This is a genomic window from Flaviaestuariibacter amylovorans (genome assembly GCF_039541815.1).
Taxonomy (GTDB): domain Bacteria; phylum Bacteroidota; class Bacteroidia; order Chitinophagales; family Chitinophagaceae; genus Flavisolibacter; species Flavisolibacter amylovorans.
This window is the reverse complement of record NZ_BAABGY010000016.1, coordinates 166,990-193,220: the sequence shown is the minus strand read 5'-3', so window position 1 is coordinate 193,220 and position 26,231 is coordinate 166,990. Positions and strand designations below refer to the sequence as shown.

General features: G+C 57.9%; 23 protein-coding genes and 1 tRNA gene. 5 read left to right on the top strand and 19 right to left on the bottom strand.

Features of this window, described 5'->3' with window-relative positions:
• Nucleotides 1–125: 125 nt before the first annotated feature.
• Both ABD937_RS20595 and ABD937_RS20590 read right to left on the bottom strand, forming a co-directional pair.
• The gene (locus ABD937_RS20595; RefSeq protein ID WP_345257826.1) at nucleotides 126–2,162 is read right to left on the bottom strand and encodes an N-acetylmuramoyl-L-alanine amidase; all 2,037 of its coding nucleotides are present in this window, start codon (nucleotides 2,160–2,162) and stop codon (nucleotides 126–128) included.
• Nucleotides 2,159–2,521, bottom strand: coding sequence for a BlaI/MecI/CopY family transcriptional regulator (locus ABD937_RS20590; RefSeq protein WP_345257825.1), 363 nt, complete (start codon nucleotides 2,519–2,521; stop codon nucleotides 2,159–2,161). The genes ABD937_RS20595 and ABD937_RS20590 overlap by 4 nt, the downstream gene beginning before the upstream one ends.
• A gap of 230 nt (nucleotides 2,522–2,751) precedes the next feature.
• Here ABD937_RS20590 and ABD937_RS20585 point away from each other — a divergent pair, with 230 nt between their 5' ends.
• Nucleotides 2,752–3,048 (top strand): DUF952 domain-containing protein, encoded by a 297-nt coding sequence (locus ABD937_RS20585; RefSeq protein ID WP_345257824.1) that lies wholly within the window; start codon nucleotides 2,752–2,754, stop codon nucleotides 3,046–3,048.
• A gap of 282 nt (nucleotides 3,049–3,330) precedes the next feature.
• On the opposite strand, the gene ABD937_RS20580 is transcribed toward ABD937_RS20585, so the two are convergent.
• The 6 genes from ABD937_RS20580 to ABD937_RS20555 all read right to left on the bottom strand — a co-directional run bounded on the left by ABD937_RS20580 (nucleotide 3,331) and on the right by ABD937_RS20555 (nucleotide 10,928).
• Nucleotides 3,331–3,984, bottom strand: a complete 654-nt coding sequence (locus ABD937_RS20580) for a tetratricopeptide repeat protein (protein WP_345257823.1) — start codon at nucleotides 3,982–3,984, stop codon at nucleotides 3,331–3,333.
• A gap of 220 nt (nucleotides 3,985–4,204) precedes the next feature.
• Nucleotides 4,205–5,842 (bottom strand): hypothetical protein, encoded by a 1,638-nt coding sequence (locus tag ABD937_RS20575; RefSeq protein ID WP_345257822.1) that lies wholly within the window; start codon nucleotides 5,840–5,842, stop codon nucleotides 4,205–4,207.
• A 166-nt stretch (nucleotides 5,843–6,008) separates the two neighbouring features.
• A complete protein-coding gene (locus ABD937_RS20570; protein WP_345257821.1) occupies nucleotides 6,009–8,537 on the bottom strand; it encodes an Hsp70 family protein in 2,529 nt (842 codons plus the stop codon).
• A 159-nt stretch (nucleotides 8,538–8,696) separates the two neighbouring features.
• Entirely contained in the window at nucleotides 8,697–8,993 is a 297-nt protein-coding gene (locus ABD937_RS20565; RefSeq protein ID WP_345257820.1) for a hypothetical protein, read from the bottom strand.
• A 493-nt stretch (nucleotides 8,994–9,486) separates the two neighbouring features.
• Nucleotides 9,487–10,344 (bottom strand): YARHG domain-containing protein, encoded by an 858-nt coding sequence (locus tag ABD937_RS20560; RefSeq protein ID WP_345257819.1) that lies wholly within the window; start codon nucleotides 10,342–10,344, stop codon nucleotides 9,487–9,489.
• The gene (locus ABD937_RS20555) at nucleotides 10,341–10,928 is read right to left on the bottom strand and encodes a DUF2306 domain-containing protein (protein WP_345257818.1); all 588 of its coding nucleotides are present in this window, start codon (nucleotides 10,926–10,928) and stop codon (nucleotides 10,341–10,343) included. The genes ABD937_RS20560 and ABD937_RS20555 overlap by 4 nt, the downstream gene beginning before the upstream one ends.
• Before the next feature lie 146 nt (nucleotides 10,929–11,074).
• Here ABD937_RS20555 and ABD937_RS20550 point away from each other — a divergent pair.
• Nucleotides 11,075–11,146 (top strand) — tRNA-Arg (locus ABD937_RS20550).
• 85 nt (nucleotides 11,147–11,231) lie between these two features.
• On the opposite strand, the gene ABD937_RS20545 is transcribed toward ABD937_RS20550, so the two are convergent.
• From ABD937_RS20545 to ABD937_RS20525, 5 genes are all read right to left on the bottom strand, one after another.
• A complete protein-coding gene (locus ABD937_RS20545; protein WP_345257817.1) occupies nucleotides 11,232–12,323 on the bottom strand; it encodes a uracil-DNA glycosylase family protein in 1,092 nt (363 codons plus the stop codon).
• Between the two features lie 11 nt (nucleotides 12,324–12,334).
• The gene (locus ABD937_RS20540; protein WP_345257816.1) at nucleotides 12,335–13,051 is read right to left on the bottom strand and encodes a thymidylate synthase family protein; all 717 of its coding nucleotides are present in this window, start codon (nucleotides 13,049–13,051) and stop codon (nucleotides 12,335–12,337) included.
• 3 nt (nucleotides 13,052–13,054) lie between these two features.
• Nucleotides 13,055–13,936: a nucleoside triphosphate pyrophosphohydrolase family protein gene (locus ABD937_RS20535; RefSeq protein ID WP_345257815.1), complete on the bottom strand. Its 882-nt coding sequence runs from the start codon at nucleotides 13,934–13,936 to the stop codon at nucleotides 13,055–13,057.
• A gap of 25 nt (nucleotides 13,937–13,961) precedes the next feature.
• Nucleotides 13,962–15,065: a HigA family addiction module antitoxin gene (locus ABD937_RS20530; protein ID WP_345257813.1), complete on the bottom strand. Its 1,104-nt coding sequence runs from the start codon at nucleotides 15,063–15,065 to the stop codon at nucleotides 13,962–13,964.
• A gap of 63 nt (nucleotides 15,066–15,128) precedes the next feature.
• Nucleotides 15,129–15,449 carry a type II toxin-antitoxin system RelE/ParE family toxin gene (locus ABD937_RS20525; RefSeq protein WP_345257812.1) on the bottom strand — a complete coding sequence of 107 codons (321 nt, stop codon included), beginning with the start codon at nucleotides 15,447–15,449 and terminating at the stop codon, nucleotides 15,129–15,131.
• 889 nt (nucleotides 15,450–16,338) lie between these two features.
• On the opposite strand from ABD937_RS20525, the gene ABD937_RS20520 reads away from it, so the two are divergent.
• From ABD937_RS20520 to ABD937_RS20510, 3 genes are all read left to right on the top strand, one after another.
• Entirely contained in the window at nucleotides 16,339–16,938 is a 600-nt protein-coding gene (locus tag ABD937_RS20520) for a hypothetical protein (RefSeq protein WP_345257811.1), read from the top strand.
• Nucleotides 16,939–17,047: 109 nt separating this feature from the next.
• Nucleotides 17,048–17,473 carry a hypothetical protein gene (locus tag ABD937_RS20515; RefSeq protein WP_345257810.1) on the top strand — a complete coding sequence of 142 codons (426 nt, stop codon included), beginning with the start codon at nucleotides 17,048–17,050 and terminating at the stop codon, nucleotides 17,471–17,473.
• Between the two features lie 98 nt (nucleotides 17,474–17,571).
• A complete protein-coding gene (locus ABD937_RS20510; RefSeq protein WP_345257809.1) occupies nucleotides 17,572–19,914 on the top strand; it encodes a hypothetical protein in 2,343 nt (780 codons plus the stop codon).
• Nucleotides 19,915–20,055: 141 nt separating this feature from the next.
• Here ABD937_RS20510 and ABD937_RS20505 read toward each other — a convergent pair whose 3' ends face one another.
• From ABD937_RS20505 to ABD937_RS20480, 6 genes are all read right to left on the bottom strand, one after another.
• Nucleotides 20,056–20,817, bottom strand: coding sequence for an SDR family oxidoreductase (locus tag ABD937_RS20505; protein WP_345257808.1), 762 nt, complete (start codon nucleotides 20,815–20,817; stop codon nucleotides 20,056–20,058).
• A gap of 44 nt (nucleotides 20,818–20,861) precedes the next feature.
• Entirely contained in the window at nucleotides 20,862–21,674 is an 813-nt protein-coding gene (locus ABD937_RS20500; protein ID WP_345257807.1) for an SDR family NAD(P)-dependent oxidoreductase, read from the bottom strand.
• Nucleotides 21,675–21,715: 41 nt separating this feature from the next.
• Nucleotides 21,716–24,076: a carboxypeptidase regulatory-like domain-containing protein gene (locus ABD937_RS20495; RefSeq protein WP_345257806.1), complete on the bottom strand. Its 2,361-nt coding sequence runs from the start codon at nucleotides 24,074–24,076 to the stop codon at nucleotides 21,716–21,718.
• Nucleotides 24,077–24,383: 307 nt separating this feature from the next.
• Complete coding sequence (locus tag ABD937_RS20490) at nucleotides 24,384–24,974, bottom strand: Crp/Fnr family transcriptional regulator (protein ID WP_345257805.1); 591 nt, start codon at nucleotides 24,972–24,974, stop codon at nucleotides 24,384–24,386.
• Between the two features lie 181 nt (nucleotides 24,975–25,155).
• Nucleotides 25,156–25,509, bottom strand: coding sequence for a nuclear transport factor 2 family protein (locus ABD937_RS20485; RefSeq protein ID WP_345257804.1), 354 nt, complete (start codon nucleotides 25,507–25,509; stop codon nucleotides 25,156–25,158).
• A 33-nt stretch (nucleotides 25,510–25,542) separates the two neighbouring features.
• A complete protein-coding gene (locus ABD937_RS20480) occupies nucleotides 25,543–26,151 on the bottom strand; it encodes a YdeI/OmpD-associated family protein (RefSeq protein ID WP_345257803.1) in 609 nt (202 codons plus the stop codon).
• Nucleotides 26,152–26,231 lie beyond the last annotated feature (80 nt).

Genomic DNA, 26,231 nt, shown 5'->3' with positions numbered 1-26,231 from the left:
GCAAAGAGGTCGTTTGCCAGGGACGTGCCGGGTGATACCGTGCCCCGTAATTCTACAATGTCGCCGTTGCGGTCCTCCGCGTTGATGGCATAGGCGTCGATTTGATCGTGCCCTTCGGGTTTCAGCTACTGCTGCAGCGGGATTTGTTGCAATTCTTCGGCGGTGTAGGTCCGTGCCGTGAGCGCCACGGTTTGCTTTTTCGCCGGAACGGTATCCAGGGTAGTTGCCGAAGCGGATGCTTGCGTGCGGAGGGCTGTCCGCGCCGGAGTGGCAGCCGCGGGAGCATCACCGCCCGAGGTTGCCTGCGCCGGTGTTTCGCCTCCTTCGGCCCGCAGGAGCTGCGCCAGGAACTTTTTCAATTGCGTTTCGGTCATCACGATCTCCATCAGGCCACCCGTAGCGTCCTTCCCGTATTTGGCGGCCGCTTCCGCTCCGGTAAGCGTGGTGGCTTCGAGCTCGAGGTCCAGGTTATCGGCGGGGCGCACACCGGGGAAGCGCTGGACCAGATCGTTCCGCAATTCCTGCTTGCTGCGGTACAATTTGCCGTTGACTGCGATAAGCGGGAATTCCCCTTCGAGCGATACCGCACCTTTCAGGTGAATGGTATTCGGGGTAAAGGCCATGCCGGAAGTCTGCTGCGGCACGATGCCCGCGGCGCCGGTCGATTTTTCCCTTTCGTTCCGGTAGCGCGCAATGGCCGACAGGATGGCGCGGGCCACCTGCTCCTGGTTGGCGACATTCGTAAAGAAGTTGCGGTCGCGCTCATTGGTGATGTAGCCGAGTTCGAGCAGTACCGCGGGGCAGATGCCCTGGTCCACTACCCAAATGCCTCTTTGCGGGGTAATGAGCTGCGGGGCTGTGGCGTATACGGTACTGAGCGATTCTTTCACGATGGAGCCGAAGAGGCGGCTTTCTTTCGCTTGCACGACGTCTTTCCCGGAGATATAGACCTCGATGCCGCCCTTCTTGGTGGCCGTGGCAGACGCAGGGTCCGTGACGGCGGCCATATGCACGGAGATAAACAGGTCGGCGCCTGCTTGCTGCGCGAGCCCGGTGCGTTCACGCAGAGGCACCATCGCGTCGCTGCTGCGTGTCAGCACGATCTGCAGGTTGGGATCGCTGTTGGCTGCCTGGATCTTCTGTGCCATTTGGAGCGCCACCTGGTCTTCGTACAGCTCGCCGCCGCGGGCGCCGTTCCAGCTGCCGTTGGCGTTCTTTCCGTGGCCGGCATCGATCACGACGACGAATTTTTTGTCGGGTCCTTTGATGGGTGCCTGCGCGTGGGAGGGGCTGCGCAGCGCAAAGGCAAAGCCCACGAGGGCGAGCAGGGGCAGGGCAAGGATGCGGCCGGCATACTGCATGCGGGCGCGCTGGGTGTTGTTCAGCATATGGATCCTTCGTTTGATGGCGTTATGAAAAAAGGGGTTGGCGAGTCCCGCATAGTGTTGCGGTGAGGCCACCTGCAGGATGAGGCGCGCGAGCGTGGACGCGTCGCCGTCGGCCACGGCCTTACGGTCGGCGATGAACTCGTGCACGAGGTCGAGCTCGCGGCGCACGAGCCAGAATACCGGGTTGAACCAGCAGAGCACGAGGGTCACCTGTAGAAATACTTTGTCGAAGGAGTGGCCTTCGCGCACGTGCACCAGCTCGTGCTGCAGGATCTGCCGGCCGCTGCCCGACGCGGGGTCGATGGCGGGGTTCCAGAAGATGGTGCGGAAGAACGAGAAGGGCGTGCCCGGCACCGGCGCCTCGATGAAGCGGATGCCCTCCACGGGTCGCGCGGGGAAGCGCACCGACAGGCGGTGCAGCTGCCAGAGGGCGCGGGCGAGGCGAACGAGCAGCACGGCGCCCACGATCGTATAAATACAGTAGAGCAGCAGGGTCCAGTCGAAGGGCGCTTGGCCGGGGAGCTCGGCGGCATCCATCAGCTCGTTGCCGCCGCTCACGACCTCGAGCAGGCGCACCGGCCCGTCGGCCACGGCTTGCGGGCGCTGCCATTCGATGCGTGCCAGGGGCAGCAGCAGCGACAGCGGCACGATGAGCAGGAGGTAAAACCGGTTCCACTGGTGAAAGGCACGGTTGCGCAGGGCTGCGTAGTAATAGGCGTAAAGTAGCGCGGCGCAGAGCACCGACTTCAGCAGGTAGGGGAGCAGCGCGTTCATTTCTTTCCTTTTTTGATCTGTTTGATAAGGGCTTCGAGGTCTTCGAGCGAAAGGCCGTTCTCTTCCACCATGAACGATACGGCGTCGGTATAGGAGCCGCTGAAGTAATTCTTGACCATCGTTTTGAGCGAGGCTTTCGAGTAGGCTTCCTTCGTAACGAGCGGGTAGTACTGGTGCTGGCGGCCCACCACGCGGATGGCGGCGAAGCCCTTTTCCACGAGGATCTTCAGGAGCGTGGCCACCGTATTCTGGTGCGGCTTCGGCTCCGGCAGGATGTCGAGCAGATCGCGGATGAACCCCTCGCCGATCTTCCAGAGCGCCTGCATCACCTGCTCTTCGGCTTTCGTCAACGTTTTCATGTTTATTTGTTTATTGGTCTATTGGTCTATTTGTTTATTGGTAAGGAACTACCTGCCTATCAATACCCTTCTGAACCCTTCTGAACCTATCTAAACCCTTTTCTCTAACGCTAACCTATAACTAATATTTTAGTTAACCAACTAAAAATTTAGTTGTAAACGAAAATTCTTTTGTTGCCTATCTGTAGCGGCTTGGGGCCCGGCTGCATCTTTGCACAAATACACCACTCATGATCTACCACGTGACCACGGCCGCTGAATGGAAGGCAGCACAGGAGAAAGGACAATACGAGGCTGCCTCGCTGCCGGTGGAAGGCTTTATCCATGCCTCGGCCGACGAGCGCCAGGTGCGCGGCGTCCTTGAGCGCTACTTCGCCGGCCAGACCGATCTGGTCAAGCTTTCCATCGACCCCGACAAGCTGGAGCACGAGCTCAAATGGGAAGTAGCCACCTCCGTCAGCGAAGAGTTCCCGCATATCTACGGTCCACTCAACCTGGATGCGGTAGTGAAGGTGGAGGCAGTTTAAGGTTTTGAAGGGTTTGGGAGGTTTTGGGTGGTTTTGTGGGGTTGGTTTCACGTACCTATACCGGCCATCCCCGAGTCCGCAGAGTGACCCGGGACCTCAATTATTACAAGCCTGCGGATTTTTCAGTGGGAATCGGAGGTGACGCTGGTCCTCAGTTACCACCATTATGTTCCGTGAGCCTTGAGCGGCATCGTAGATAACCCGCATCTTCCAGGCAATAAAGAAGGGTCGTCCTAAGACGACCCTTACTAATAAACAAATAGACTAATAGACCAATAAACCTTATCCCGGCATGCGGGCGATGTATTTCTCCACCTGCTTGATCTGGTCTACGATCTGGGGGTTGGAGGGCTTCAGGGCTTTTGCCTTGCGGAAGAAGTCCTTGGCGGCGCGGAACTCGCGCTTGTTCATCATCAGCGAGCTCATTTGCAGGTAGGCGGCCGCCTGGCTGTCTTTGTCGTGGAGGCCCTTGCGGAGCGCTTCGCGGATGTAGCGCTCGCCGGTGCGGAGGTCGTTCTTCTGGAGCGACAGCATCCCCATCTGCAGCAGGCTGGCGCCTTCGGCTTCCTTCATGGGGCTGCCCAGGTCGAGGCCTTTCTTCATGTTGATCTCAGCCGAGTCGAACTTCTGGTTCATCATGTCGATGTTGCCCTTCAGCGTGTAATACACCGAGCGGATCGGCTTGTAGAGCAGGTTGGGGTACTTCACCGAGTCGATCACCTTCTGAGCTTCCTCCATGTTGCCGCTTTCCATATGCTCCTGGATAAGGCGCAGCGGGCCGAAGAAGAAGTGGCCGAAGATGAGGATGGCGCCCACGAAGTAAAGGGGGAACACCGGCCAGAAGCCGCTGATGGTCACATTGAGGGCGATGCCCCCGGCGATCAGCAGCAGGCCGAGCGGGAGACGGTATTTGATGAGGGTATTATAATATTTCATAATGGGGCGAAAGGCCGGCAAAGATAAGCGAACCGGGGGAGATCTCAGATCGGTGATCTCGGATCTGAGATCTACAGGTCCACGCGGCCGGGTTTTATCCTCCCTTTCCAGCAAGAATACAGGAATAATCTTGGGCCACCCGGCAGCAAAAGATCTGAGCTCTTTCCAGCGTGCGTCAGCAATACATCTGAAATCTGAGATCCCAGATCTGAAATCCTCCCTAGTCTTGCGTTTTGCTCACCGACATATAATACGTGCCTTCACCGCGGACGTCGATGCGGCTTCCCTTCTTGACGAACGTGAGCGCATTGGGCGCTTTGCCTTTTCGGGAGGGGGTGTGAAAGGGCACGCTCGCCGGGTCGCCGATCCCCGGCTCCTTGTGCAGCAGGATGTCGGCCGACAGGAACCGGCGCTCGTCGAGCGGCTTGCGGAAAAACTCACTGATCGGGAACATGGGCATGATCGTGCGCGCCGAGCCGGTACCTTCCTCATTCACCAGGAATACGCGACGCGGCAGCTCGAGGCGCACCCAACCGGTGCCGAATACCGCCTTCAGCAGGTCCTCCTCCGGGTTGAGCGATATCGTATGCATGGCCCCGCTCCGTAGATATACGGCCTGCAGGCCGCCATAGCGGTCGCGGAGCGGGCGCCTGGGGCTCATCACCAGCAGTACCATGTCGTAGCCGGTTTTATTGTGCACCGCCAGGGTGGCCGCGCCGGAATCTGTGGGGAGTGTGCTGATGCCATTGAAGGGCGCGGTGCCGGTAGCGATTTTTTGGCTGGTGCCGGCGTGCTCCTTCACCGATACGAGGTCGGCAAGCGCGAGGCGGAGCCGCTCGTTGTTACCGGCTGGCCGGTCGCTTTCGCTTGCAGGTGCGGGAACGATGGTCGTCCGCGGCACATACTCCAGGTTATGGTAGCTCTTCGGGCGGTTGCAGGAGTCGCTCGTGAGCGCGCGGATCACCATCAGCAGGATCCAGCCAATGGCCCAGGCACCGCGGCCGAGGCTCCAGCCGCCGCCGCTGCTCTTACTGTTCCGGGTGGCGATGGTCGTCATGTTGCCGCGCATGATCGACTCGTATTCGTCTACCTGCGTGCGGAGCTCGGGGTTGCAGCGCACCTGCTGCAACTGGGCGCACATCTTCTGGAGCAGCTTCCACGTGGCTTTGTGCTGCAGGCGGTACACGATGCCGAGGAACTGCTCCACCACCGCATCGCGCGCGGGTGCCAGCGGCTCGGGCAGCGCATTGAGAAAAGCGATCCAGTCGGGGTCGAAAAGGCAGCCGATGCGGCTCGGGTCTTCCTGCATCTTTTCCCAGGTCCAGTTGCGGAGCAGGAAGCCGAGCTCCTCGAAATAGATGCGGAGGCGCTCATAGGCCTCGGTGCTGTCTTCCGGGGCGATGAAGTCGGCGAAGCGGAACAGCTCCACGAGCGGGCGGGGCGCCGAGTCGCGGATGAAGCGGCCGCTCGCGTCGCGGAAGGCCGGCGCAAACCAGGCCGATACGAAGGCGGTGAACCCGGGCTTATAGTGATACTGCCGCGCGGGAGCCATCGCCTCGGCGTCGAAGCGGCTTTCCTCGAGGAACTGCAGGAGGCCCGGGATCGAATACAGGAGGCAGTGCCCGCTCCATTCGCTTTCAGTCATATCCTGGAACAGCACGGTGAGGTCGTTGCGTGTATAGGTAAGGCCGTCGAGCTGCAATTCGTCGTTGCTGAGGGCAAGCTCGGCGAGGAGCTTCTTGCGGGCGCGCTGCAGCGTCTGCTGGGAGAAGGGTGCCAGGGGCTCGCCCGCATGCAGCACGGGCCGCACCGGCGAGCGGTAGGGAATGAGGCGGGTCTTTGTGAGGGGTGTTTCCATGCTACACAGGTTCCTTGCGTCGGAGATCACGAAGATCGGAAAAAAGAGCAGGAACACTGATGGCACGGCTTGGGCGGATAAAACACGGATCACTGCATCCGCTCAAATCCGCGGCATCCGCATCATCCGCGTTCCTTCTCTCCGCTCACCTGCTCACTTGCTCACCCTATCCGATCCCCGTTCCCTTGATCTTCACCGCGTCGAGCTCGTCGGAGGCGCCGTGCACGAGGTGCGACAGCTGGATGGCGGCGCTGCGCAGACCTTCGAAGTGCTCGCGTTCGAGTGCTTCCTCGCCCTGCCTGATGAGCGCCTTCGCGGCGGCCGGTTTCGTATAGGCGTCAGGCGGCAGGTTCGAGAGCTGCAGGAAGATGCGCGTGATCCAGTGCTTCGTGTTGGAGAGCAGCTTGCGCCGGAGGCTGTCGAGCGCCTCGATCTTGGCCCGGAGGATGGCGGGGCTTTGGGCGCGGAGGAAGTGCCGCTCGTCTTGCGTGATGCGGTCGAATTCGGCAAGCAGCTTATCCTGGTCGAGGTCCACGAACGGAAGCTGCTCCTCGATGAAGTGCTTGTGCCCGAGGTACTCCTCCTGCAGGTTGGCGAGGCGCTGCTCGGAGCCGAGGGCATCGTACCGGACGGAGATGCGGCGGCGCTCCTCGGAGATCTCCCACTTGGCGTCGGTCAGGTCTTTTTCGGAGAGCTTCTGCAGGCGGGCCTGCAGGCGCTCGGCATCCCTGATGCATTGCCGCAACTCGCTCGTCCAGGCGCTTTCGTCGTCGCGCTCGCGCTCGTCGCGGAGCTCCAGCTTCATCTCGCGGAGGAGGGCGTGCAGGTCTTCGTGGAGGCGGGCAAGGCTCACCTGCTTTTCGGAGGTGCTGAACACGTTCTTGAACTCCTGCTCGCTCATGGCCAGGAAGGCGCTGATGCTGAGGTCGCGCGACTCGTTCATCTCCACCCGTATTTCTACGTCGGAGCCTTTGACGAGGTCCGACTTCAGGTCGGCCCCTTTTATTTCGATGACGCCGATGACGAGGTTGGAGTGCGGGCGGCTGTGGCGCGTGCCCTCGAGCACGTTGATCACCAGCACCTCGGGCGAGCCTTTGGGGATGGTGCGGGTGATCTCCTTATAGATCGTTTTCTTGAGCGGCAGCAGCGCGTTGCGCTCGAAGAGCACCTGCAGCTTCGTGCGGTTGTTCTCGATATCGTCGACCTCGAGGCAGATGTCGTTGGGCAGCGGCTGCCCCGCCACGTTGAACTTGCCCTGCATGATCTCGATGGGACCGTGCGCCACCGGCACCGTATTTCCACTGGCGTCGGTGAAGGTGAGCGTGAAGCTGTTGGGCGCGCCTTTCTGCAGGGGCAGGAACTCGGAGATGCGGGTGCCCACGGGGCGCAGCCCGGAGTCGAAGCCGCCGTCGTTGCGGGTGATGCGGTAGGAGAGGCCGCTGAAGTCGCCCTCCTCGGGCATTGCCATGAAGAGCTCTTCCTCTTCGGAGCTTACGGTCGGGAACACCGACTTGATGCGTCTCGCCTTCGCCCCTTCGGGGGCTTCGGCGGACGGAGTCGCAACGTCGGGGGCAGTCGCCGTAGCACTACCGGCAGCGGCGAGGCGCGAGCCGGCATAGTACGCGGCGCCGACGGCGATGGCGGTGGTGGGGTCGGCGTCGAAGGCGGGTGTGATGCCGGTGCGCTCGGCCACGAGGCGCCGCACGTAGGGAATATAGGTGGAGCCTCCCACGAGGATGATGCGCTCCACCTGGGCGGGTGCGAGTGCGTTGCGCTTCAGGATGGCCGCGATGAGGTCGGTGGTGCCGGCGATGCGGTCGTGGAGGAGGCGCTCCAGGTCGGCGCGGCGCAGGGTGAGCACCACTTCCTCTTCCTGCCCGGGAATATTGAACTCGATCTCGGTGCTGTCGGCGGTGGAGAGTTCTTTCTTGGCGGCCTCGGCCTTATAGAGCAGGATGTAGAACAGCTTCTCGAGGGCGCCGTCGCGGTTGCGGAGCTCTTCGCCGATGGCGGCATTGCCGGTAAGGCGCACCAGCTCGGGTACGATGAGCTCCTCGATGAGGAGGTGGTCGAAGTCGATGCCGCCGAGGAAGTTGTTGCCCTCGTGGTCTACCACGCGGAGCTCGCCGTTCACGATCGACACGAGCGCCACGTCGAAGGTGCCGCCGCCGAGGTCGTACACGAGCCAGTTGCCGCTCTCGGGGAGTTCGCGTTTGCTTTCGTTGAAGTAGGCGAGGGCCGCCGCAATAGGCTCCTGTAGTAATACAACCTCCGTGAAGCCGGCGGCGTAGCCGGCTTTTTTGGTGGCGTTGGATTGGATGGTATCGAAGGAGGCGGGGATGGTAATGACGGCGCGCTCCACGGCTTCGCCGGTGTGCACGAAGCTTTTGAGTTCCTTGAGCACGGCGGCGGAGAGCTCGATGGGCGTTACGAACGACACGGTGGCCGGCACGAAGTAGGATTCGTCGGTGCCCATCTTGCGCTTGAAGGAGCCGATGACGTTGGCGGGGTCCTTGGCGATGAGCTCCTGCGCCTTGTCGCCCACGAGGGTGCGGTCGCCGCGGAAGGCCACCACGGAGGGCAGCGTTTCGCGGTGGGCGCGCGGGTTCTTGAATACCTGCACGGAGCCGCCCTCGAAGCGGGCGATGAGCGAGTTGGTGGTGCCGAGGTCGATACCGAAGTTGATGAAATGCATGGGGGCTATAGGGTTCGGTGTTTTGAGCGTTTGAGTGTTTGCCGCTGAGGGAGATAAGGAACGCGGATGTTACGGATGTTACGGATGTTACGGGTGGTACGGACGGATACGGATGATCGGTGCTTATCCGTGGCATCCGTACAACCCGTGTTCTTGCCTTTACGCTACCACCACCACGGCCTTTTGCACGATCCTGCGGGTGCCTTCCTGCTCCTGGTGGATCACGGGCTTGATGACATCGGTGATGACCATGCGGTCGCGGAGGGTGCCGGTGATGGACGCTTCGCAGTCGGTGCGCGTGGCGTCCCATTTTTCGCCGGTGGGCGCGTGCCAGGAGTAGCCGAGGGCTTCGAGCTCATGGCGGATCCGCTCGAGGTGGCGTCCGATGCTGCCGCCGTCCGGAAGCTTTTTCTCGATCTCGTGCAGCTGGTTGATGATGTTGATCAGGGGCTTCATGTAGGGGGATTTCGCAGGGGGTGAAGGTACGGTATCGTGAATCGTGAATCGTCAATCGTGAATGGGGTGAGCAGGTGAGCGGGTGAGCGGGTGAGCAGGTGAGTGCGTGAGCGGGTGAGCAAGTGAGCGGGTCGATGGGTCAGCGAGTGAGCAGGTGAGCGGGTGAGCAGCGGAGCTACGCCGTCATTGCGAGCGCAGCGAAGCAATCTCCTGCGTTACGCGGAGTGATCGTAAATCCGCGCTACGCGGAGTGATCGTAAATCCGCGCTACGCGGAGTGTGTCAAAGCCTGGAACGTAGATTCAGTATAGGCGTCAGCGTATTGTGCGCTCTTTTCGGCTTCACGCGTAACGGGGGAGATTGCTTCGTTGATGTCCGCCCCTGGCGTCCATCTGCCTCGCAATGACAGGTTCGCTCCGCTCACATGCTCACCCGTTCACGCCTCACGCCTCACGGCTCACGACTCCCTCCCTTTGGGAGGGGCCGGGGGTGGGTCATCGCCCAAACGAGTCATAGTACTTCGTCGCATGCCCCTCATACCGCTTCAGCAGCGCGATGTTCTTTTGCTCGATGGGCGTGAGCTGCGCGGTGACGTCGGTGCTTACCGGCATGTACCAGTCCACGTAATGGTCGAAGAAGCGGCGCATCCGCACGTTGCGGAACGAGTAGCCGTGGCGGGCGTAGATGGAGTTGCGCAGGAGCTCGAGGTCGGATTTATACAGGTTCTCTACGTCCCTGCTTTTCAGGAGCACCTTCGAGGGGTTCAGTTCAAGGACCTTTTCAGACAGGCGCTCGCCCTTGTCGGTGCTTTCGGCGTAGGTGGCGATCATGAAGCCCTCGAACACCTCGTCGTTGAAGGTTGCCGACGGGTCGTAGCGGAAGGCGCGCTTCGCGAGTCGGTAGGTACGGGCGGGCACCGGGAGGCCCTTGTCGAACGCATCCCAGCGCCCGGAGAGGGTGTCGCCGTCGAGGGCCATTAAGAACGTGCCGTCCCATTTGTCGGTGCCGGGCTCCTGCGCCGTGATGGAGATGCGTCCCCCGACGTCCTCCGCTTTGCCGGTAAAGGGGCGCTCGTTGCCGGCTACGATGGAGGTGCCCCAGACCTTCCCGTCGCGGGCCGAGTCGATGCGCACCGAGATGCGGTTGTTGTCGTGCCCGCCGCTGCCATCGGCGGCTTCGAATAGGCCGGTATAGTAGCCTTCGTAGCCTGCGCGCACTTCGGGGATGTAGGGCCCCTTTGGTTTGCTGGGCTTCTTCTCGGTGCTGGCGCCCTGCACAAGGGGCTTCGAGGCGTTGCCGCCGCAGGCGGCGAGTCCGATGCTCAGGAGCAGGACGGTGGAAATACGGGTCATGGGCGTTGCTTTTTGAAGATGAGGTATTCGGCGATGGCGAGGTTGAGTGTCCACCCGAGCCAGGCCACGATGCGGTACACGTCCATCGGGGGCGGGTGGAAGAGGCCCACGATCGCCCACTTCCAGGCGCGGAGCGTGAGGGCCGACAGCGTGAGGGCGAAGGAGCGGAGCATCCAGGCCTCGTGGGCGCGGACGTTGCCGGCGCGGATGGTGGTATAGGCCTTCAGCGTGGTCCAGAACCAAAGAAGGGCGAGGAGCACGAAGGCGAGCTGCGAGGCGGGGCCTCCGTTGGCGAAGATCCCGATATAAAGCCCCGAGGGCGCGGCAAGGCCGAGGATGGCGGCTACATAGAACTTGCCCTGCGCGCGGTGGAGGCCGGGGTAGCTTTTGCGCAGCGTTCCGGAGAACTGCGTGAGCCCCGCCGGCAGGGCCAGGATCCCCGTGAACACGTGCACGTAAAAGGCGGCGAGGTAGCCGGGGATGGCGATATAGTCCTGCTTGATGCCGAGAAAGGCCGTGTCGGTGCCGGCGGGGAGGTACTGGAGCACGATGGCCGTCATGGGCACGCAAAGGGCGGCATACACGGCCAGCAGGGCGGCGGGCAGGAGGCGGGCGCGGTATCGGGCGGGGAGGAGCAGGGGGTGTTTTTGAATTCGGTACGTCTAAATTACAAAAACGGGCTAATTTGCGGGCCCGCCGGGATTCTGCTCATTTAGTTCCCGGTTTTATTGGCCCCGTAGTTCAATGGATAGAATAGGAGTTTCCTAAACTCTAGATCCAAGTTCGATTCTTGGCGGGGCTACAAAAAAATGCTGAGCAGGATGTAGTTTGTACATCGAAGCCAGTGGTGAGTGTCGGCGTCGAAAAGTGGTATCGAAAGCCTTGATTCAAAAAAGTACGCTATTGTTAAGATCAATGTTCTCGTTTAGCTCTCTATAAATCACCTTACGCATAGGCCTTGTATACAACGTTGTCCTACGTAGTGCTGTATTCGATTTTTGGCTGTAAGTAGATAGTACATCGTCAACAATTCCCTTAGCGTCGTCCGAGATTTCAAATTGATCAATTAGTCTGTCCTCAAAAAGAGAATTCGACGGAGCGTATAGGACTATATTGTTTTTTGATAGTACTCGTGATTTGATATAGGGAAGAGAGCGATGTATTTTATATAAATGCAAATCAGTGCAGTATGGTCCTTCTTTTTGTTTAACAATATGAGACGATGTAAGGCGACGTCCTATCTTTGAAATTGCCTTGTAATCAACGAGATAAATCAGTTTATGTAAAACTTGATACGTTACCGTGCTTACCTTGCTCAATACATAATCGACAAGTAACATCAAATCGACGTGTTCTTCATTGGATGTTGGAAGAAACCCTTGTAAATTTTCTTTTAAACATTCAACTACAAATCTGTAGTCTTCTTGCTGAATCTCAAATGGCCTGCTCATCATAGCTCGTTGGCCCGGATGGTATAACGGTACTAAGATTCGGCTATTCCATGACAGGGCATTTCGGACTGAATCCTTAAGGGTAAAGTTATGTTCAACAATATTTGCCAGTGCTTTGAGGGCACTTGCTCCTAGAGTCACGATAACTGTAGGATCGACTAACTCTATTTGTTTTTTTAAGAATGTAGCGCAATTTGCCGTTTCAAGCTTCGTAGGCGTGGAGTTGTTGCCTTTTTCATCCTTAGGATTGCATAAAACTGCATTGGTTACAAAGATAATTGATCTACTCAGTCCAGCTCCGCTTAGTAACGCTTCAAAGTTGTGCCCAGACTTATCGCCATGAAAAGGTATTCCGGATCCATCCGCCCCTAGGCGCCCGGGTGCTTCGCCGATGAATAAAACTCTTGATGTAATTGAGCCTGAAGAACTGTTCAAAACTCTTAAAGAGTTAGCCATTCTAGGACAACGTAAACATTCTTTCACCTCTTTGCACAAGTTTGCAAATTCTATATAGCTAACTTCTGACACTGTTCTGTTTTTCACCTATTTATTAAACGCGTAAGTTTTGACATTGGTTGACTAGAATAAGCGTGAATTGCGTGAATTATTAATCTTCCCGGTCGCTTCCCACTCTCAGTGCAAATAAAGTTCAAGAGTTTGGCTAAACCAATGAAGTTTCCTAATGCTTTGCAGTAATAATCATGGTTTCGGTAAACTGCAACAAGGTCAAGAGCGCCCAATTCATTAATTATCAATTCACCATATTGCCAACAAGGTCCGCCCAAAGGTCTCACATTACTTTCAATGTTTGCTGCCGTAATATGGAATGTAATGAAGTATTTTTGAGGACTACCTCCTTGAAGAGCTTGAATAGCTCTTTCGAGTTGATTTATTCCTTGTGGTTGGCATTCTCTGCCGAATGAAATCAGCCGTTGAAAATAAGTGCCCCAATTCTTGTAGGCTGTCGAACTATTGAATATGCTAACATACTTTCTATAGAAATCTTCCCGGTTCGGAAAGTAACTTTTTAGTCTGAAAGGAAAGATTGTATTTACAACGTGCCTTACTTTCCCCTTCCCAGGTGCGTATTTTTCGGGATCATAATCGGTGAGCCAAGTATCTATACCTGAGAAGTCCGTTGGGTCATTGATTTGAACCAAAAGGTTTGTGTCATCCTTATTTTCTTGGAGCGAGAGGTGTTCGAACACATCCACCCAAGCTGAAAAGCAAGTGTCTGATCGGATAATATTTGCCATATGTCAGTTTTTGCCGAGGTATAGCATCTTTCGATTTTTTATGCTAATCAAAACCCTTCCTCCATCATTCTTCATTAACTCGTCAAAGACCTTATAAGAAGAAATAATACATACCTCCCATTGTTTGGCTGTGCAATTTTTTACTTCAATCTTGCTAACAAGCTTTTGTACGGTATTCAATACATCGGTGTCTACTCTATCACTATATTTAAACAGCCGGTGATTTTGAGCATGATTATAAATATAGAGGGTAACTAACTCCTCAGTAATTGCAGCCCTTGCACCATCTTCAACTTCATCAATTGTCGCCGTGCTTTTTCTTTTCAATCCAAGTAGTTTTCTAATAACTGGTGACCAGCCTAAGTAGGCGACATAACCGAAGTGAAAAATATCATGAAATCGGTACCCATCATCTTCGTGGGCATTATCAGTGAGAGGATCTCCAATTGGGGAACCATCAGAATGTAGAATCTTCATTTTATTTTTTCCATCCTCAATGAATGGGACAAATCTCACCTCGAATTCCCTTGGAAACTGCTCATTTGAAGCGAAGGCCTCATCGTATATGTAAAAGTTTTCAGTGTTTCCATCTGAAAACCGATCCGTAATCTTTCTGATATTTTTGGCTGCTATTTCTTCTAGTGAGATTTGATGTTGTGTAGCAATAGTTGAGATATACCATAGTACATCTCCAAGTTCTTCTTTCAGTTTTTCGTTGAAAGCGCCATATCCATCCCCATCCCTAAGTTTCTTTTTAAGTTCAGTCAAAACTGAACCGGCTTCACCAATGATTCCAAGGAACGGGATAAATTCATTTATACGATCATCGTTGATATATTGTTGAATAGTTTGACTTGCGCTTTGTTGATAATCTTCGAACTTCATGGATGTTAGTTTTGGTAGGTTGAATTTAATTCAAATTGTGGTTGAAGCGGGTTTTTATTCGGTAATTCTGCAATTCATGTGATAATCTTCCCTTGATGATAGCTGGATGAGTCTTTGCTTTTCGCGCCATATTTATCATTGCTTTCTCCTGAAACTTGTCCGGGCTTTTTAAAAAAGCTAGCCATAGTTCTGGATTTATCAAAATATCCTTAGCGAAGTTGTCAGCTTGCCGCTCCTCTTCTAAACCTTGATCGGCGGTTGAGTCTAAATCAAAATCAACAAATTCAGCCAGTCTATTATTGGCGAGATGTAAAAAGATATGACCTAACTCGTGGAATAATGTGAATGCGAAATTATCAATCCGATTGTGACGCATAGTAAGTCCAATCGCTGGGCTTTCACCGTTCCAAAATGCACAACCATCGATGGGGCATTTCTCTGGATTTTCCAATATTATCATTTTTATGCCATGGCTCTCAAGTATCTGTTTTACTGTCTGGACTGTATCTTTATTTTTCCAGATGGCATCACGTAGAAGGTCAATCAATTGACTTTCGCTCTCTTTTTTAAACGGAGGTACTTCTATCTGACCGGCCTCGAAATCTAGGATCTTAAGCCATGCAAACAAGTTTTTGGGGTCAAAGTCTAAGTTCTGTGACTTCCTAAGACGTGCATGGTTCATTGCAACAAGTGCTCCTTGCAACTGACCTAGATTATCGATGTGATATATTGATTTTAGAATGTTAACATCCTCTCGCAGATTCCCATGAAAGTATCCAAGTCTCCGTAAATATTTCTCAGGTACAAATGCGCGAATCTGCTGCCACATTTCAATATCAGATAGCTTGGCTTGAATTTTTTCATTTACTCTAGCTAAGTCTAAATCGTAGTTCGTTTGCAGATTTAACCAAAGTTGTGAATCCATTTCAAGCGCCTTACCAATTAATAGTGCATGCTCTGCGTTAATTCCCCTTTTCTTATTTATTATCTCATTCAATTGAGAAGGTTGAATTCCTGTCAATTCCGCAAAGTCCTTTTGTTTGATATCACGTGCATATAGTTCATCTTTAAGAACTTCCCCAGGGTGGATCGCATGAGCGGGGACTATATTTGCAATCTTCGTTGCCATAATATTTTGAGCCCTTTTTGAATCTGGTTGCTCCTCCAGGACAGATGAGTAATAAGTAAAACTCTATTCGTAATGCTTATTTATTTCTTCGAGCCTTATTAAATTAATTTGTGGTGCGTCTGTTTCAGAAACAACTTCCGTAAATAATATTCGATACTGCTTATTAATCCTAACTGAACTATAGCCTTTGAGATCACCTGATAATTTCTTATATCTTAAGCCATTAAATTGAAAGAGCTGCTCAATTCTTAGCGCCGCTCTCAACATTGTGATGGCTTTTATATATTGCTTGACGAGGGTTGGATTGGACCTGAACTCGTTATAATTTTCAACTTTACCAGCATACAAATCGGCTAACATCTGGGTAGCAAACTCTATGTCCATTTCTCATAATTGGAATTCAAAGATAATAAATTCACATAAATGTGAATAAAAAAATATGCCAAATTATCTAAAAGGTGAATATTCGTAGGTGAGCAGTATATAGGCAAAAGTCTGGATGATGGGCCTCAACAAGCACTTAAAGACACTTTGCTGAGCAACCCTTTCTGATATATTACGAGAAATAGAGAATCATCAGAAAGAAGAAATGAAGGAATAGTATTTTGGTGTTAGCACTTAACGCAAATGCTGATTATTGTGGGTATGAAGATGTTTTCTTAGTCCACGTTCGTAAATTAGATTTACACAAATGCACTCATCCTCGGAAAACCAAAACATCTAACTGCCAAACACCCGCGCCTCCGGTAAATTGCGCTGCCTAGTACTCCTAAAGCAGACTTCCCCAAGGCCCGCAACCCGATCTTTTACTGAACGTCTGTCCCTAATGGCGAAGCCGATCCGAATATGATTCCAACCCTATTTCACCCGGTGGAAAACCATCCGAATCGAATTCAGATCGATACCTACGTGATGGAATACTTTCTGAATCCGATTCGGACCGGATTCCACGTGATGGAATAGCATCCGAATCAAACTCAAATGCCTATCTACGTGATGGAATAGCATCCGAATCCGATTCAGACCCTATTCCACCGGATGGAAGGGCATCCGAATCCAGTTCAGAAATAAAAGAGTAACCATAGCGACCTGTGCCCAACACCGCAAGCGACTGTCTTTTTTTTCTATTAACCATAAAAATCAATCGGTTATGAAAACGATCCAGTTTCTCTTCGGCAATCCCTTCGACGACAAGCGCATCACCTCCCTCCGCCTCGTCATCTTTGCGTAGAACGCCGCCGAGGCGCTCAAGACCGAGTCGCGGGACCTGGCGGTGACCATCAACGACCACATCGAAACGGTGCTCGTCACGCTCGGTAAGGTGGCCTTCACCCGCACCGAGGGCGGCTCCGACACCAAAAAGGTGGACGCCTACCTAAAAAGCACCCACGCCTTCATGAAAAAGCACGCGGCCGCCATCGCCGTGGGCACCGGCGGCGAAGACTCCGAAGGCTACCGCGCCTTCTTCCCGAAAGGGCTCTCCGGCTACCTCCGGCTCAGCAAGACCGAAGCGCCCGAAACGTTCAAGTCCATCAAAGAGGCCCTGGCCAAGTACGGCGCCGGCATCGCCGAGCCCGTGCGCCGCGGCCTGGCCGACCTCGAGCCCGGTTGGTTTGCCGTACGCGGCGGGCAGCAGTCCACCTTAGAAGGGCTTGACGCCACCCGCAACGAGCGCGACGCCGCCCGCATCGCCCTCGAGTTCGCCCTCATCGACGCCCTGCACGACATGGCCAAGAAATACAAGTCCGATCCGAAAAAGGGCCTGAGCTTCTTCCAGCCCTCGCTGCTCCTGGCCCGCCGCCGCAAAAAGGCCGAGGCCGACGTGCCCGCCGGAGCCGTGCCCGCAGCCACTACCGCAGCCGTAGCCGGGTAACGCCGCCCCCCCATTCCCATCAAAAAGCCGCCCCAAACGGGCGGCTGTTTTTATGCGCGCCACCGGGTGGGGAGCGCCTATGTTTGCAGCCCCTTCAACCGGGGCACCCATGTACCGCTTCCTCTTCCTGGCCCTCTGCATCGCCTCCTGCGCTACCGTCCCCAAAGCCGCCCGGCAGCGCCTGCCCGAATGGATGACCGGCGCGTTCACCGACGACTACGGCATCCGCTACACTATCAGCGACAGCCTCTTCGTCATGAACGGCCCGGCACGGTACCGCATCCTCGAATGGAACGAAAAGGAGCAATACCTGCTCGCGCAGAACGACCCCGCCAACAAGACCGACGGGGGCCTGTTCACCCGGATCGACTATATGCCCTTCCGCGGCATGGAGCCCTACCTCTGGGGCTATTGCCTGACGGTGTTCAACGCAAAGGACCTCGCCGCCGCCCGGCAGGCCGCTGCCGCCGACCGCGCGGCCCCCCGTAAAGGCTGCAACGGCTACCCCTTCTCGCGCATGAAACGGGTCGAATAAGGGCGCCGCTTCTGCGCCCCGTGGGCGGCAAAATACCCTCCCCGGGGTATCGGCCGATGCCCCCGGTTGCCTACCTTCATCCCATTAAAAAAACGAATATGCGTTTGTGCGCCCCCCTGCTGCTGTGTCTGGTCGGTATCTGCAATAGCGCCTTGGCGCAACCAGCCACCGGGAAGACCTATGCGGAGACGAAACGGGAGCAGGATGCGAAGAAATACCAGAGCGATTATATCGATGGAACCCGCTATAACCGGAACAGCTCCAGCCGCAGCAGCAGCAGCTCCGGGAGCGGCGACGCAGCGCAACAACTGGCCGACCAGTGGCGCCGCAACAGCGGGCGCCGCACCGAGGCGGAGCAGCGGGCATGGGAAGCCGGCGCTACCGCCCGGGAGGAATACCGGAAGCGGATGGAAGCCGAAGAACGGGAACGAAAACTGGCGTCGATGAAAGTGGACCCGGCAGCGGCGGAACGCGCCAGGCAGGAGGCCGCCCGGCTGGAGGCCCAGGAAGCCGCCCGGAAGCCGCTGGTCGAAAAAAAGGTGGCTGAATACGTTGGCCTGGGCTTTCATGGCCAGGAAGCCCGCCGTTTTGCCGAGGCGGTCACCAATTACCCCGACGGCAGGAATTCGAAGTATCTGGAAGCCGATCGGGTGGCGGCGCGAAAAGCGGAGGCGGCCCGTAAAAAATACAACGCCGTTAAGAACACCGCTACCTACGAAGAGCTGGCAAGCTTGATCCCTGCGATGCATGCCGCCTCCACCACGTCCATGCAGGCCTGGCAGGACCTGGCCCGGCGCTTCCCGGAAAAAAAGTCGGAGACCGAGCGGTGGGAATTCTGGGCGATGGCCGCCCTCTTCGACCGCCATCCCAGCGAGCACCCGGATGTGGCTGGCCTCCAGCAAAAAGCGACCGGGCGGTTCTTTGAGCTCTTTGCCCGGGAGCCTGCGGCCGCCATCGAGTCGGTGGGGGCATTTACGGTAGATTACTACCATCCGCTGTACATGGGGGCCATCTACAACAAAATGGAAACGGAGGAAGGACGGCGCTGGGCAGAGGTGCTGCTGCTGGGAACGACCAACAACAGCCCGTACAACCGCCGCAACGAATGGCGGAAGGTCATGTTCGAATCGGGCTGGTCGGTGGATTACTGGAAGAAAAAAACCAACGCGGATTGGGAAGCGCTTGCCGATATGGCGAACCTCCCGCAGATCGCCGTGTTCGAGCGCCTGGCCGGCGTGCCCCGAAACAGGCTGGCGCTGGGAGCCGGCCAGAAAGGCCTCCCCCGTACCAACAACCAGTTCCAGGATGCCTACGGTTTTCTCTGGAAGGAAATTGCCGACCTCGCCGCGGCCGGTGAGCCCTCGTGTATGAACGCCTATGGCTTTTTGCTGGCCAGTGATGGCAAGAGTTCCGGGAAGGAGCGGAAACGCGGGTTTACCTACCTGCAGCAGGCCGTGGATTCCGGTGTGCTGTGGGCGCCGCTGAACCTGTTGTTTCTTGCCGAAATGGAGAAAGAAGGAGCCCCCCATCCGGATTCTGCCTATGCGGACGTGCGGCGCAGGCTCGAAAGGGCTTCCGCCCACTACCAGTACCTGGTGGCCGCGGAGTTGAAAGCCCGGCTTGAAGACAAGTCCATCGATAAAAAACACGTGTACCTGGCCAAAACGCTGGCGCTATGGGCCGCCGATGGCGGGCATACCGCCGGCCAGGCGTTGAACCTGCGGCCCGATTGGGTGGACCTTGCCATGACGCCCGGTATCGTGGAGGAAAAAGACTGGGGTAGAAAATATGAGGGCCTCGTGGTGCCGGGACAGCGCACGCTCTTCACCAGCTGGCCTGCTGCCGTAACTGCCCTTCCGAACTTTAAGTCGCTGACCTACGAATACCTGGACTCCAAAACCGATATTTCCTTTCCGCATAAGGAAGCGTTCGTGGTTTATCCCCGCACCCTCCAGATCGGGGCCCGCTGGGGCGACCTGCAACTGCCCGATCCAAAGGTGGGCGCCTATACCTTCAAGATGAATTTCAGCATGGTGCAAAACCCGTCGCCCGACGGCTTCTTCGGCCTGTCGTGGCACGGCCCCACCAATGATGTGCCGATCGTATTCTTTATGATCAACCCGGCCCGGCGGGAGTACTATTTCGGGGCAGGCGGCAATGGGCGGTTGTATGAACCTTACCACAAGCCCAAACAGTACATGGGCAACGGCTATTCAACAGCGATCAACCCTGTAAATTCCGTCTTTTACAGTTCCAACGAGATCGGGTTCGAGCGGAACGGCAACCAGGTGAAGCTGCTGATCAATGGTACCGTGGTAGAAGTAATCGACATCAGCAAGTATGCACCGGTGTTTGAAAAGATGAGCCATGTAGGCTATGGCTACAAGGAAGGAAAGTTCGGTGCCTGGATCCGCGACTTTTTTGTGTCGGTGAAGGAGTGAAGGGGGGCCACGGCGCAACGGCACAACCTCCTTGGGTAAAGCGCTCAAGACATCGGTTTTACTTTTCGTCGTGCCGTCGTGCCCTGCGGCCCACCGAACCTGCCCCTTAAAGCATCATCCGGAAATTTCAGGCTGTTCTGCTCACCGCGTCGCCAGCTTATTCAGCAACCGGTGAAAGAACAGCGGCGCGATCCGCGCGGCGCCCTTGAGCGACTTTGCCTGCCCGACGATGCATTGGTAGCGGTCTTTGGCGAGGGCCTTAAGCGTTTCGCGTGCCACCACTTCGGGCGCGATGCCCCGCTCCGCCTGCCGGCGCGCCTTCGCCTCGCGGTGCAGCCCCGTTTTTACGATGGGCGGCGCGATCTCGAATACCCGCGTGTTGGTGCCGGCCAGCTGTGAGCGCAGCGACATGGAAAACGAGTGCAGCGCCGCCTTCGTGGCGCAATACACCGGTACGATCTTGAGCGGGATGAACGCAAGCCCCGAAGTGACGTTGACGATGGCGCACTCCCGCTCCTGCCGCAGGAAGTGCGGGAGGAAGAGGGCCGACAGGTGGATGCCCGCCGTGAGGTTGGTCTCGATCTCGCTCTCGCTGTCGTTGAAGTCGGCCGCGCCGGCCAGGAAGTCGAGCTCGCGCTGGATCCCGGCATTGTTCACCAGCATATTGATCGCCGGGTAGGAGCCGGTGGCCCAGTCGGCCAGGGCTTCGCGCCCGGCTTTGTTGGATACGTCGCACACCCGCGTATGCACGCGCGGCAACTGTCGTTTTGCTTCGGCCAGCCGGCCTTCGTCGCGGCCACAGATGAGTACCCCGTTGCCGGCTTCGAGCAGGGCTGCCGCCAGCGCGAGCCCGATGCCCGAGCTGCCGCCGGTGATGAGCACGGTATTGTTGGTAGTCTGCATGATGTGAAAAACAAACGGGCTGCAAAAAGGGTTCCGCGGCCGCCTCAGGAGCGCTGGTGCCGCGTCATGCCGCCCATCACCATCGCCATGATCCGCACCTTGCCTGCTCGCGGCACCGTGCGGAGCGCCCAGGTGAGCAGCTTGCTGAGGAAGCCGGGCAGTACCGTAGTCCTACGGCCAAGGGCCTGTAGTATAGGCACGGCCACTTCGTTCGGCAACAGCGCGGCGCCCATCTGCATATGGGCCCGCTCCCCGAAGCCACTCCGCACCGGCCCCGGCGCGGCCGCCAGCACCGCCACGCCTGCGGGCCTCAGCTCCACGGCGAGCGCCTCGGCCAGCGATTGCACATAGGCCTTGCTCGCGGCATAGTTGGCGGCGTAAGGCACACCCTGGAAGGCCACGATGGAGCTGAGCAGAATGATGCCGCCGCGCCGCTGCGCGGCGAAGCGCCTGCTGAAATGATGGGTGAGGTGGAGCAAGGCCAGGCAATTCAACCGGAGCAGGTCGAGCTCGTCGGAAAGCGCGGTGTCGGTAAAGCGCCCCGAGGTGCCGAAGCCGGCCGCGCACACCAGCAGGCCGATGTCGCGGTCGCGGGTGGCGGCCACCACGGCTTCGGGCCCTTCGTCGGTGCCGAGGTCCACCGCAAGCACGGCCACCTCGATCCGGTAACGGGCCCGGAGCTCCTCGCTGAATGCCTCGAGCGCAGCGCCGCTGCGCGCGCAGAGCACCAGGTGCAGGCCGGCCACCGCGAGCTGCGTAGCGAGCTCCCGGCCGATGCCGGAAGAGGCGCCGGTAACCAGGGCCCAGGGACCATAGCCGCGCAGGAGACGGGCTCTTTCGGTTGCGGGTAGTTGCATGGGGTATCGGGTTGTCATTTTTGGGAAGAAAGTCGCGGGGGTCAGAACTGCACGCGGTAGAGGATGTCGGGGAAGAAGCCGATCTGGTTCACGTTGCCCGTGGTGCCGTAGAGCGGGTTGAAGCGCCGGAGGAAGATGTTCTCGCGGTTCGTCACGTTCTGCAGGTCGAGGTAGAAGGTCTGGCTCAGCTTGCGCCGCTTCGAGTTGACGCGCAGCCCGAACTTCGTATCGAGCCGGAAGTAGCTGCCGAGCCGCTCGCTGTTGTACCGCGCCTCATCGAACACCTCCTTGCCGGCGGCGCGCGAAGCTTCCAGGTCTACCGGGGTGGCATAGCGCCCGCCGATCGTCGACAGCCGCAGGTCGAACGTGAACACGCTGCGGCACCCTTTCCCGAGCTTCCATTCGCGCCCGCCCAGCAGGTTGGCCGCATACCCGTAGTTATACGTACTGTTGCGCTCCACGCCGTCGCTGCCTTTGTACTTGCTGTCGAACACGGAGCCCGTGCCGAGCAGGTAGAAGCCGCCGCTCAGGAACTTCTCGATCGTCAGCTCCACGCCGCTGTTGGTGCCCGTGCCGGCGTTCACCAGCCCGCCCTTTTCCGGGAAGGTGAAATCACTGCCGGCGTTGAGCATCGAGAAGCCGGAGGGCGCCGCCTCCACGGGCACGTCGAACAGCTGCTGCCGGTACAGCTCCGCCTTCACGCGCCAGTTGGCGGCAAAGCGGTTTTCGTAGCCCAGCACCATGTGGTGCGCCTTCGTAAAATCGAGGTCGCGGTTGCTGCCGGTTCCCTTGTATAAATACACCGGGAGGGGCTGCAGCTGCCCGTGCAGGCCATAGCTCAGGGTCAGGCTGCTCTTCGGGTTGAGCGTATAAGCCACCGATGCCCGCGGGGCCAGCATGCCGCTGTTGTTGAACGTGAGGTGCATGCCGTGCAACCCGGCGATCACCGTCCAGCGCCCGGTGGGCTTGTAGCGGGCCTGCCCGAAATACTGCATCAGCAGGAAGGCATCGTCGTAGTCGCGGTTGACGGCGAAGGGCTCCGTCTCCGGCTTGCCCTCGCGGTCCTGCACGAAGGAGCGCAGCCCGTAGCGCTCGCCGGTAATACCCGCGCGCCACGAGAAGCGGGCGCTGCTTTTCGCGTTGAGCAGCGTGGCGAAGCGGAGCACCGACTGCCGGTCGTCGATCCCCGACACCTGCCAGCGGTTCTTGTAGGGCGGCAGCGGCATCGGGTATTGGTAGCTCTCGAAGGTCGCGCTCGTGCGGCTGTACGATACCGACGTGCGCAGGTAGGTGTTGGCATTGAGGTCGATGGTATGCTTCGCTCCGACGAGGTAGAAGTTGCTCCGCACATAGGCATCCTGGTCTTTGCGGCTGTAGAAGTCGGTGGTGTCGATCTCCCTGCCAAGGAAGTCGATGCTGCTGGTGCCTCCCATGCCATAGAGCGACAGCCGCCCGGCCTTCGTTTTGGCGAGTTGCAGGTGGTAGACCCAGTCCTGGTATTTGGGTACGGCCTGCGTGCCCACGTCGAGCCCCAGCGCCTGCCCGATCTGCACAAAGGAGTAGCGGTAGCCCGCGAGGTAGGAGGCGCCCTTCTTGCCCACGGGGCCTTCGAGCATCGCCTCGAGCCCGCTGAACAGGTTGAGCTGCAGGGTGCGCTCGTGCCGGGCCGTATTGCCGCTGCGCAGGTTGATGTCGAACACCGCCGCCAGCGCGTTACCGTATTCGGCGGGGAAGGCGCCGGTATAGAAGTCGGAGGTCTTGAGCGCGTTGGTGTTGAGCGCCGAGATGGGGCCGCCGGTGGTGCCGAGGGTGGAATAGTGGTTCGGGCTCGGCGCCGGCAGCCCTTCGATGCGCCAGAGCACGCCCGCGGGCGAATTGCCGCGCACCACGATGTCGTTGCGGCTGTCGTTGTTGGAGATCACGCCCGAGTAGTTGCTCACCAGCTTGCTCGGGTCGTTGCGGCCGCCGGCGTAGCGGTTCACCTCGTCGATGTTGAAGCTGCGCGCGCTGCTGCCGGCGTACTCGTTGGCCACGTTGCCCTTCTTCGTACGGGTGCCCTGCACCACCACCTCGCTGAGCGCGCGGCTGTACTGCTCCAGCGATACGTCGAGCACCACTTCCTTGCCCGCCGTCACGAGCACCTCCGGCACCGAGACGCCGCTGTAGCCGGCGTAGGAGACGGTTACCCGTACGCGTCCCACCGGCACGCCGGGGAGTACAAAGACGCCGCGGCTGTCGGAGAGGGCCGAGAGGCCGGTGCCTTCCACGGACACGGTAGCCCCGGCAAGGGGCTGTTCGCTGATCTTATCGGTGATGCTGCCGCGCAGGGTCTGCGTCAGCGTTTGCGCGGGCGCCCGCAGGCCCGCGGAAAGAAGCAGGAGTAGCAAAAACAGGTTACGCATTACCGTTGATTTATACCGGCAAAGCTGGCGCGCACGCTCCCGCTATCGGTTGACTTTTGTTAAGATGAAGTGCCCCGTCTATTTTCTTGATAATTGTTAAGGGGCCGTTTGCGCAAATATGTCTTCCGGAATCGCTGAGAAGGTCGGCCGCAAGCGGCCCCTGCGCGATGGCACGACGACACGAAGGCACGACGAAAAACAAGGAAACGATTCATTTCGATCGTTGCTCCGTCGTGCAAAGGGGCGGAAGCCCCGTACCGTGCTTGCACGGCTGGATAAGCAGCCTGCCCAACAACTCAAACAACTTCTATGCGACGCCCGCCTTTCTGGCGAGCTTCCGGCGCAGGCGGCTCAGGTGCTCGGGCGTGATGCCGATGTAGGAGGCGATCAGGTACTGGGGCACGCGCCGGATGATGTAGGGTTCCTCTTCGGCCACGGCGAGGTAGCGCTCCTCGGGGCTCAGGGTGAGCAGGCTGGTGGTCTGGCTCACCACCATCATGAACAGCATCTCCGCGATCTTCCGTCCGAAGACCTGGAACACCGGGTAGGCCGCGTACAACTCCTGCACGTCGGTGTACGACAGGTTCACGAGCTCCGCATCCTCGAGCACGTCGATATTGCCCTTGGAGGGCGCCTGCACCAGGAAGCTGTCGTACTGCGCGATGTATTCGCCCTCGGGCATGAAGCCGATGCTGACCGACCTGCCATCGACGTTGTAGAAGAACCGGAGCAGTCCCTTGTTGATGAAGCTCACCTGCCGGCAGATCTCGCCCTGGCGGGTCAGCAATTCGCCTTTTTTGAGGTGCTGCACGGTAAAGCGCGACTCGATGGCGCTCCACTCGTGGTCTTGCAGCTGCGGGATCAACTTCTGGTAATAGGCTCTTACGGACTCAAACATGCATCAAGTTATGATTTGCGTGCTTTACAGCGGCCCCTGATCGCGGTCGCAATGCAGAGAACACCGGTGCCGGGCTTTTTGTTCCCTGCCCAGGATAAGGGAGTTGCGCGGAACTGCTTCTTCGCCACCGCGCTCCTGTTGCGCTGCCCGGGTTTTTTCGATTGCATCAGTCATCTTCCCCTCACCCGCCGGCCGGCAGCACGAAGGCCTTCAAGCCAGCGATCTTTCCGTCGCGGAAGCGCCAGACGTCGCAATAGGCATAGCTTGTGGCGCTGCCCTTTTCGTCGGTGAGGGTGATGTGGCCGAGGGCCGTCAGGTGTTCGCCTTCGGCGATCAGCAGATCTACGGTGAACACCGGGGGCACGGCGTAGGCCGTTCGCATATAGGCGCGTACTGCTTCCGGGCCGCGCAGGGTGCGGTCGCCCACGATGACCCATTCGGTATCCTCGGTGCATTGGTCGGCAAAGGCATCGTAGTTGCCGGCGCGGATCGCGTCGTTGCCGGCGAGCAGGAGGGCTTTGTGCTGTTCGGACATCGGGAGCTGTTTGAAGGTTGTAGTTGGGGGCGCTCAGCTTTTCTTCGGGCGCGCGGCGCCCCCGGTGAGGAAGGCGGGCTTCAATCCCTGCCCCGCCAGCTGCGCGATGCTGTCGATCCGCTTTTGCCGCGTGGCGGCGCTCTTGGCCAGCACGAGCCATTGCAGGAGGGCCTTCCGGTTGGAGGGCGAACAGCCTTCGAAGAACGCGCGGGCGCCGGGTACCGCGTCCAATGCTGTGGCGAGGTCTTCGGGCACCTCGAGCCGGTCCACGCTGTCGAGGAGCTCCCAGGAGCCGTTGCGCTGCGCCGCCTCGATGGGCGCGAGGCCGGCGGGCGTCATCCTGCCTTCGGTGATGAGCCGCGCCACCTTTTCCTTGTTGATCTTCGACCAGGTGCTGTTGGGCTTGCGCTTCGTAAAGTATTGGATCGAGCGCTCCTCGTCGAGCTTCTTCTTGACACTGTCGATCCACCCGAAGCAAAGCGCCTCGTCTACCGCGTCGCTCCAGGAGATGGTGGGTATGCCTGCGCTCTTCTTGTACTGCACGAGCCACACGGCGTTGGCCCGGTCATGATGCTGCTGCAGCCACTGCCGCCACGCTTTTTTCGTTTTGGGATAGAACTGCGGTACCTCGTTCGCTTTCATAATCGGGAGTGTTGCAGAATGCCGCGCCCGGGGAAGTGGCCTTCCGGTAACCAGTAAAGGTAAGCCGAAGCGGGCGGCAG

Bases quoted from the DNA above. Each gene is read 5' to 3' on its own strand.
- ABD937_RS20585 (WP_345257824.1), top strand. From the start codon at position 2,752: ATGATCTACCACGTGACCACGGCCGCTGAATGGAAGGCAGCACAGGAG.
- ABD937_RS20580 (WP_345257823.1), bottom strand. From the start codon at position 3,984: ATGAAATATTATAATACCCTCATCAAATACCGTCTCCCGCTCGGCCTG.
- ABD937_RS20500 (WP_345257807.1), bottom strand. From the start codon at position 21,674: ATGCAACTACCCGCAACCGAAAGAGCCCGTCTCCTGCGCGGCTATGGT.
- ABD937_RS20595 (WP_345257826.1), bottom strand. From the start codon at position 2,162: ATGAACGCGCTGCTCCCCTACCTGCTGAAGTCGGTGCTCTGCGCCGCG.
- ABD937_RS20495 (WP_345257806.1), bottom strand. From the start codon at position 24,076: ATGCGTAACCTGTTTTTGCTACTCCTGCTTCTTTCCGCGGGCCTGCGG.
- ABD937_RS20535 (WP_345257815.1), bottom strand. From the start codon at position 13,936: ATGAAGTTCGAAGATTATCAACAAAGCGCAAGTCAAACTATTCAACAA.
- ABD937_RS20480 (WP_345257803.1), bottom strand. From the start codon at position 26,151: ATGAAAGCGAACGAGGTACCGCAGTTCTATCCCAAAACGAAAAAAGCG.
- ABD937_RS20485 (WP_345257804.1), bottom strand. From the start codon at position 25,509: ATGTCCGAACAGCACAAAGCCCTCCTGCTCGCCGGCAACGACGCGATC.
- ABD937_RS20570 (WP_345257821.1), bottom strand. From the start codon at position 8,537: ATGCATTTCATCAACTTCGGTATCGACCTCGGCACCACCAACTCGCTC.
- ABD937_RS20525 (WP_345257812.1), bottom strand. From the start codon at position 15,449: ATGGACATAGAGTTTGCTACCCAGATGTTAGCCGATTTGTATGCTGGT.
- ABD937_RS20490 (WP_345257805.1), bottom strand. From the start codon at position 24,974: ATGTTTGAGTCCGTAAGAGCCTATTACCAGAAGTTGATCCCGCAGCTG.
- ABD937_RS20575 (WP_345257822.1), bottom strand. From the start codon at position 5,842: ATGGAAACACCCCTCACAAAGACCCGCCTCATTCCCTACCGCTCGCCG.
- ABD937_RS20565 (WP_345257820.1), bottom strand. From the start codon at position 8,993: ATGAAGCCCCTGATCAACATCATCAACCAGCTGCACGAGATCGAGAAA.
- ABD937_RS20505 (WP_345257808.1), bottom strand. From the start codon at position 20,817: ATGCAGACTACCAACAATACCGTGCTCATCACCGGCGGCAGCTCGGGC.
- ABD937_RS20560 (WP_345257819.1), bottom strand. From the start codon at position 10,344: ATGACCCGTATTTCCACCGTCCTGCTCCTGAGCATCGGACTCGCCGCC.
- ABD937_RS20590 (WP_345257825.1), bottom strand. From the start codon at position 2,521: ATGAAAACGTTGACGAAAGCCGAAGAGCAGGTGATGCAGGCGCTCTGG.
- ABD937_RS20530 (WP_345257813.1), bottom strand. From the start codon at position 15,065: ATGGCAACGAAGATTGCAAATATAGTCCCCGCTCATGCGATCCACCCT.
- ABD937_RS20515 (WP_345257810.1), top strand. From the start codon at position 17,048: ATGTACCGCTTCCTCTTCCTGGCCCTCTGCATCGCCTCCTGCGCTACC.
- ABD937_RS20540 (WP_345257816.1), bottom strand. From the start codon at position 13,051: ATGGCAAATATTATCCGATCAGACACTTGCTTTTCAGCTTGGGTGGAT.
- ABD937_RS20510 (WP_345257809.1), top strand. From the start codon at position 17,572: ATGCGTTTGTGCGCCCCCCTGCTGCTGTGTCTGGTCGGTATCTGCAAT.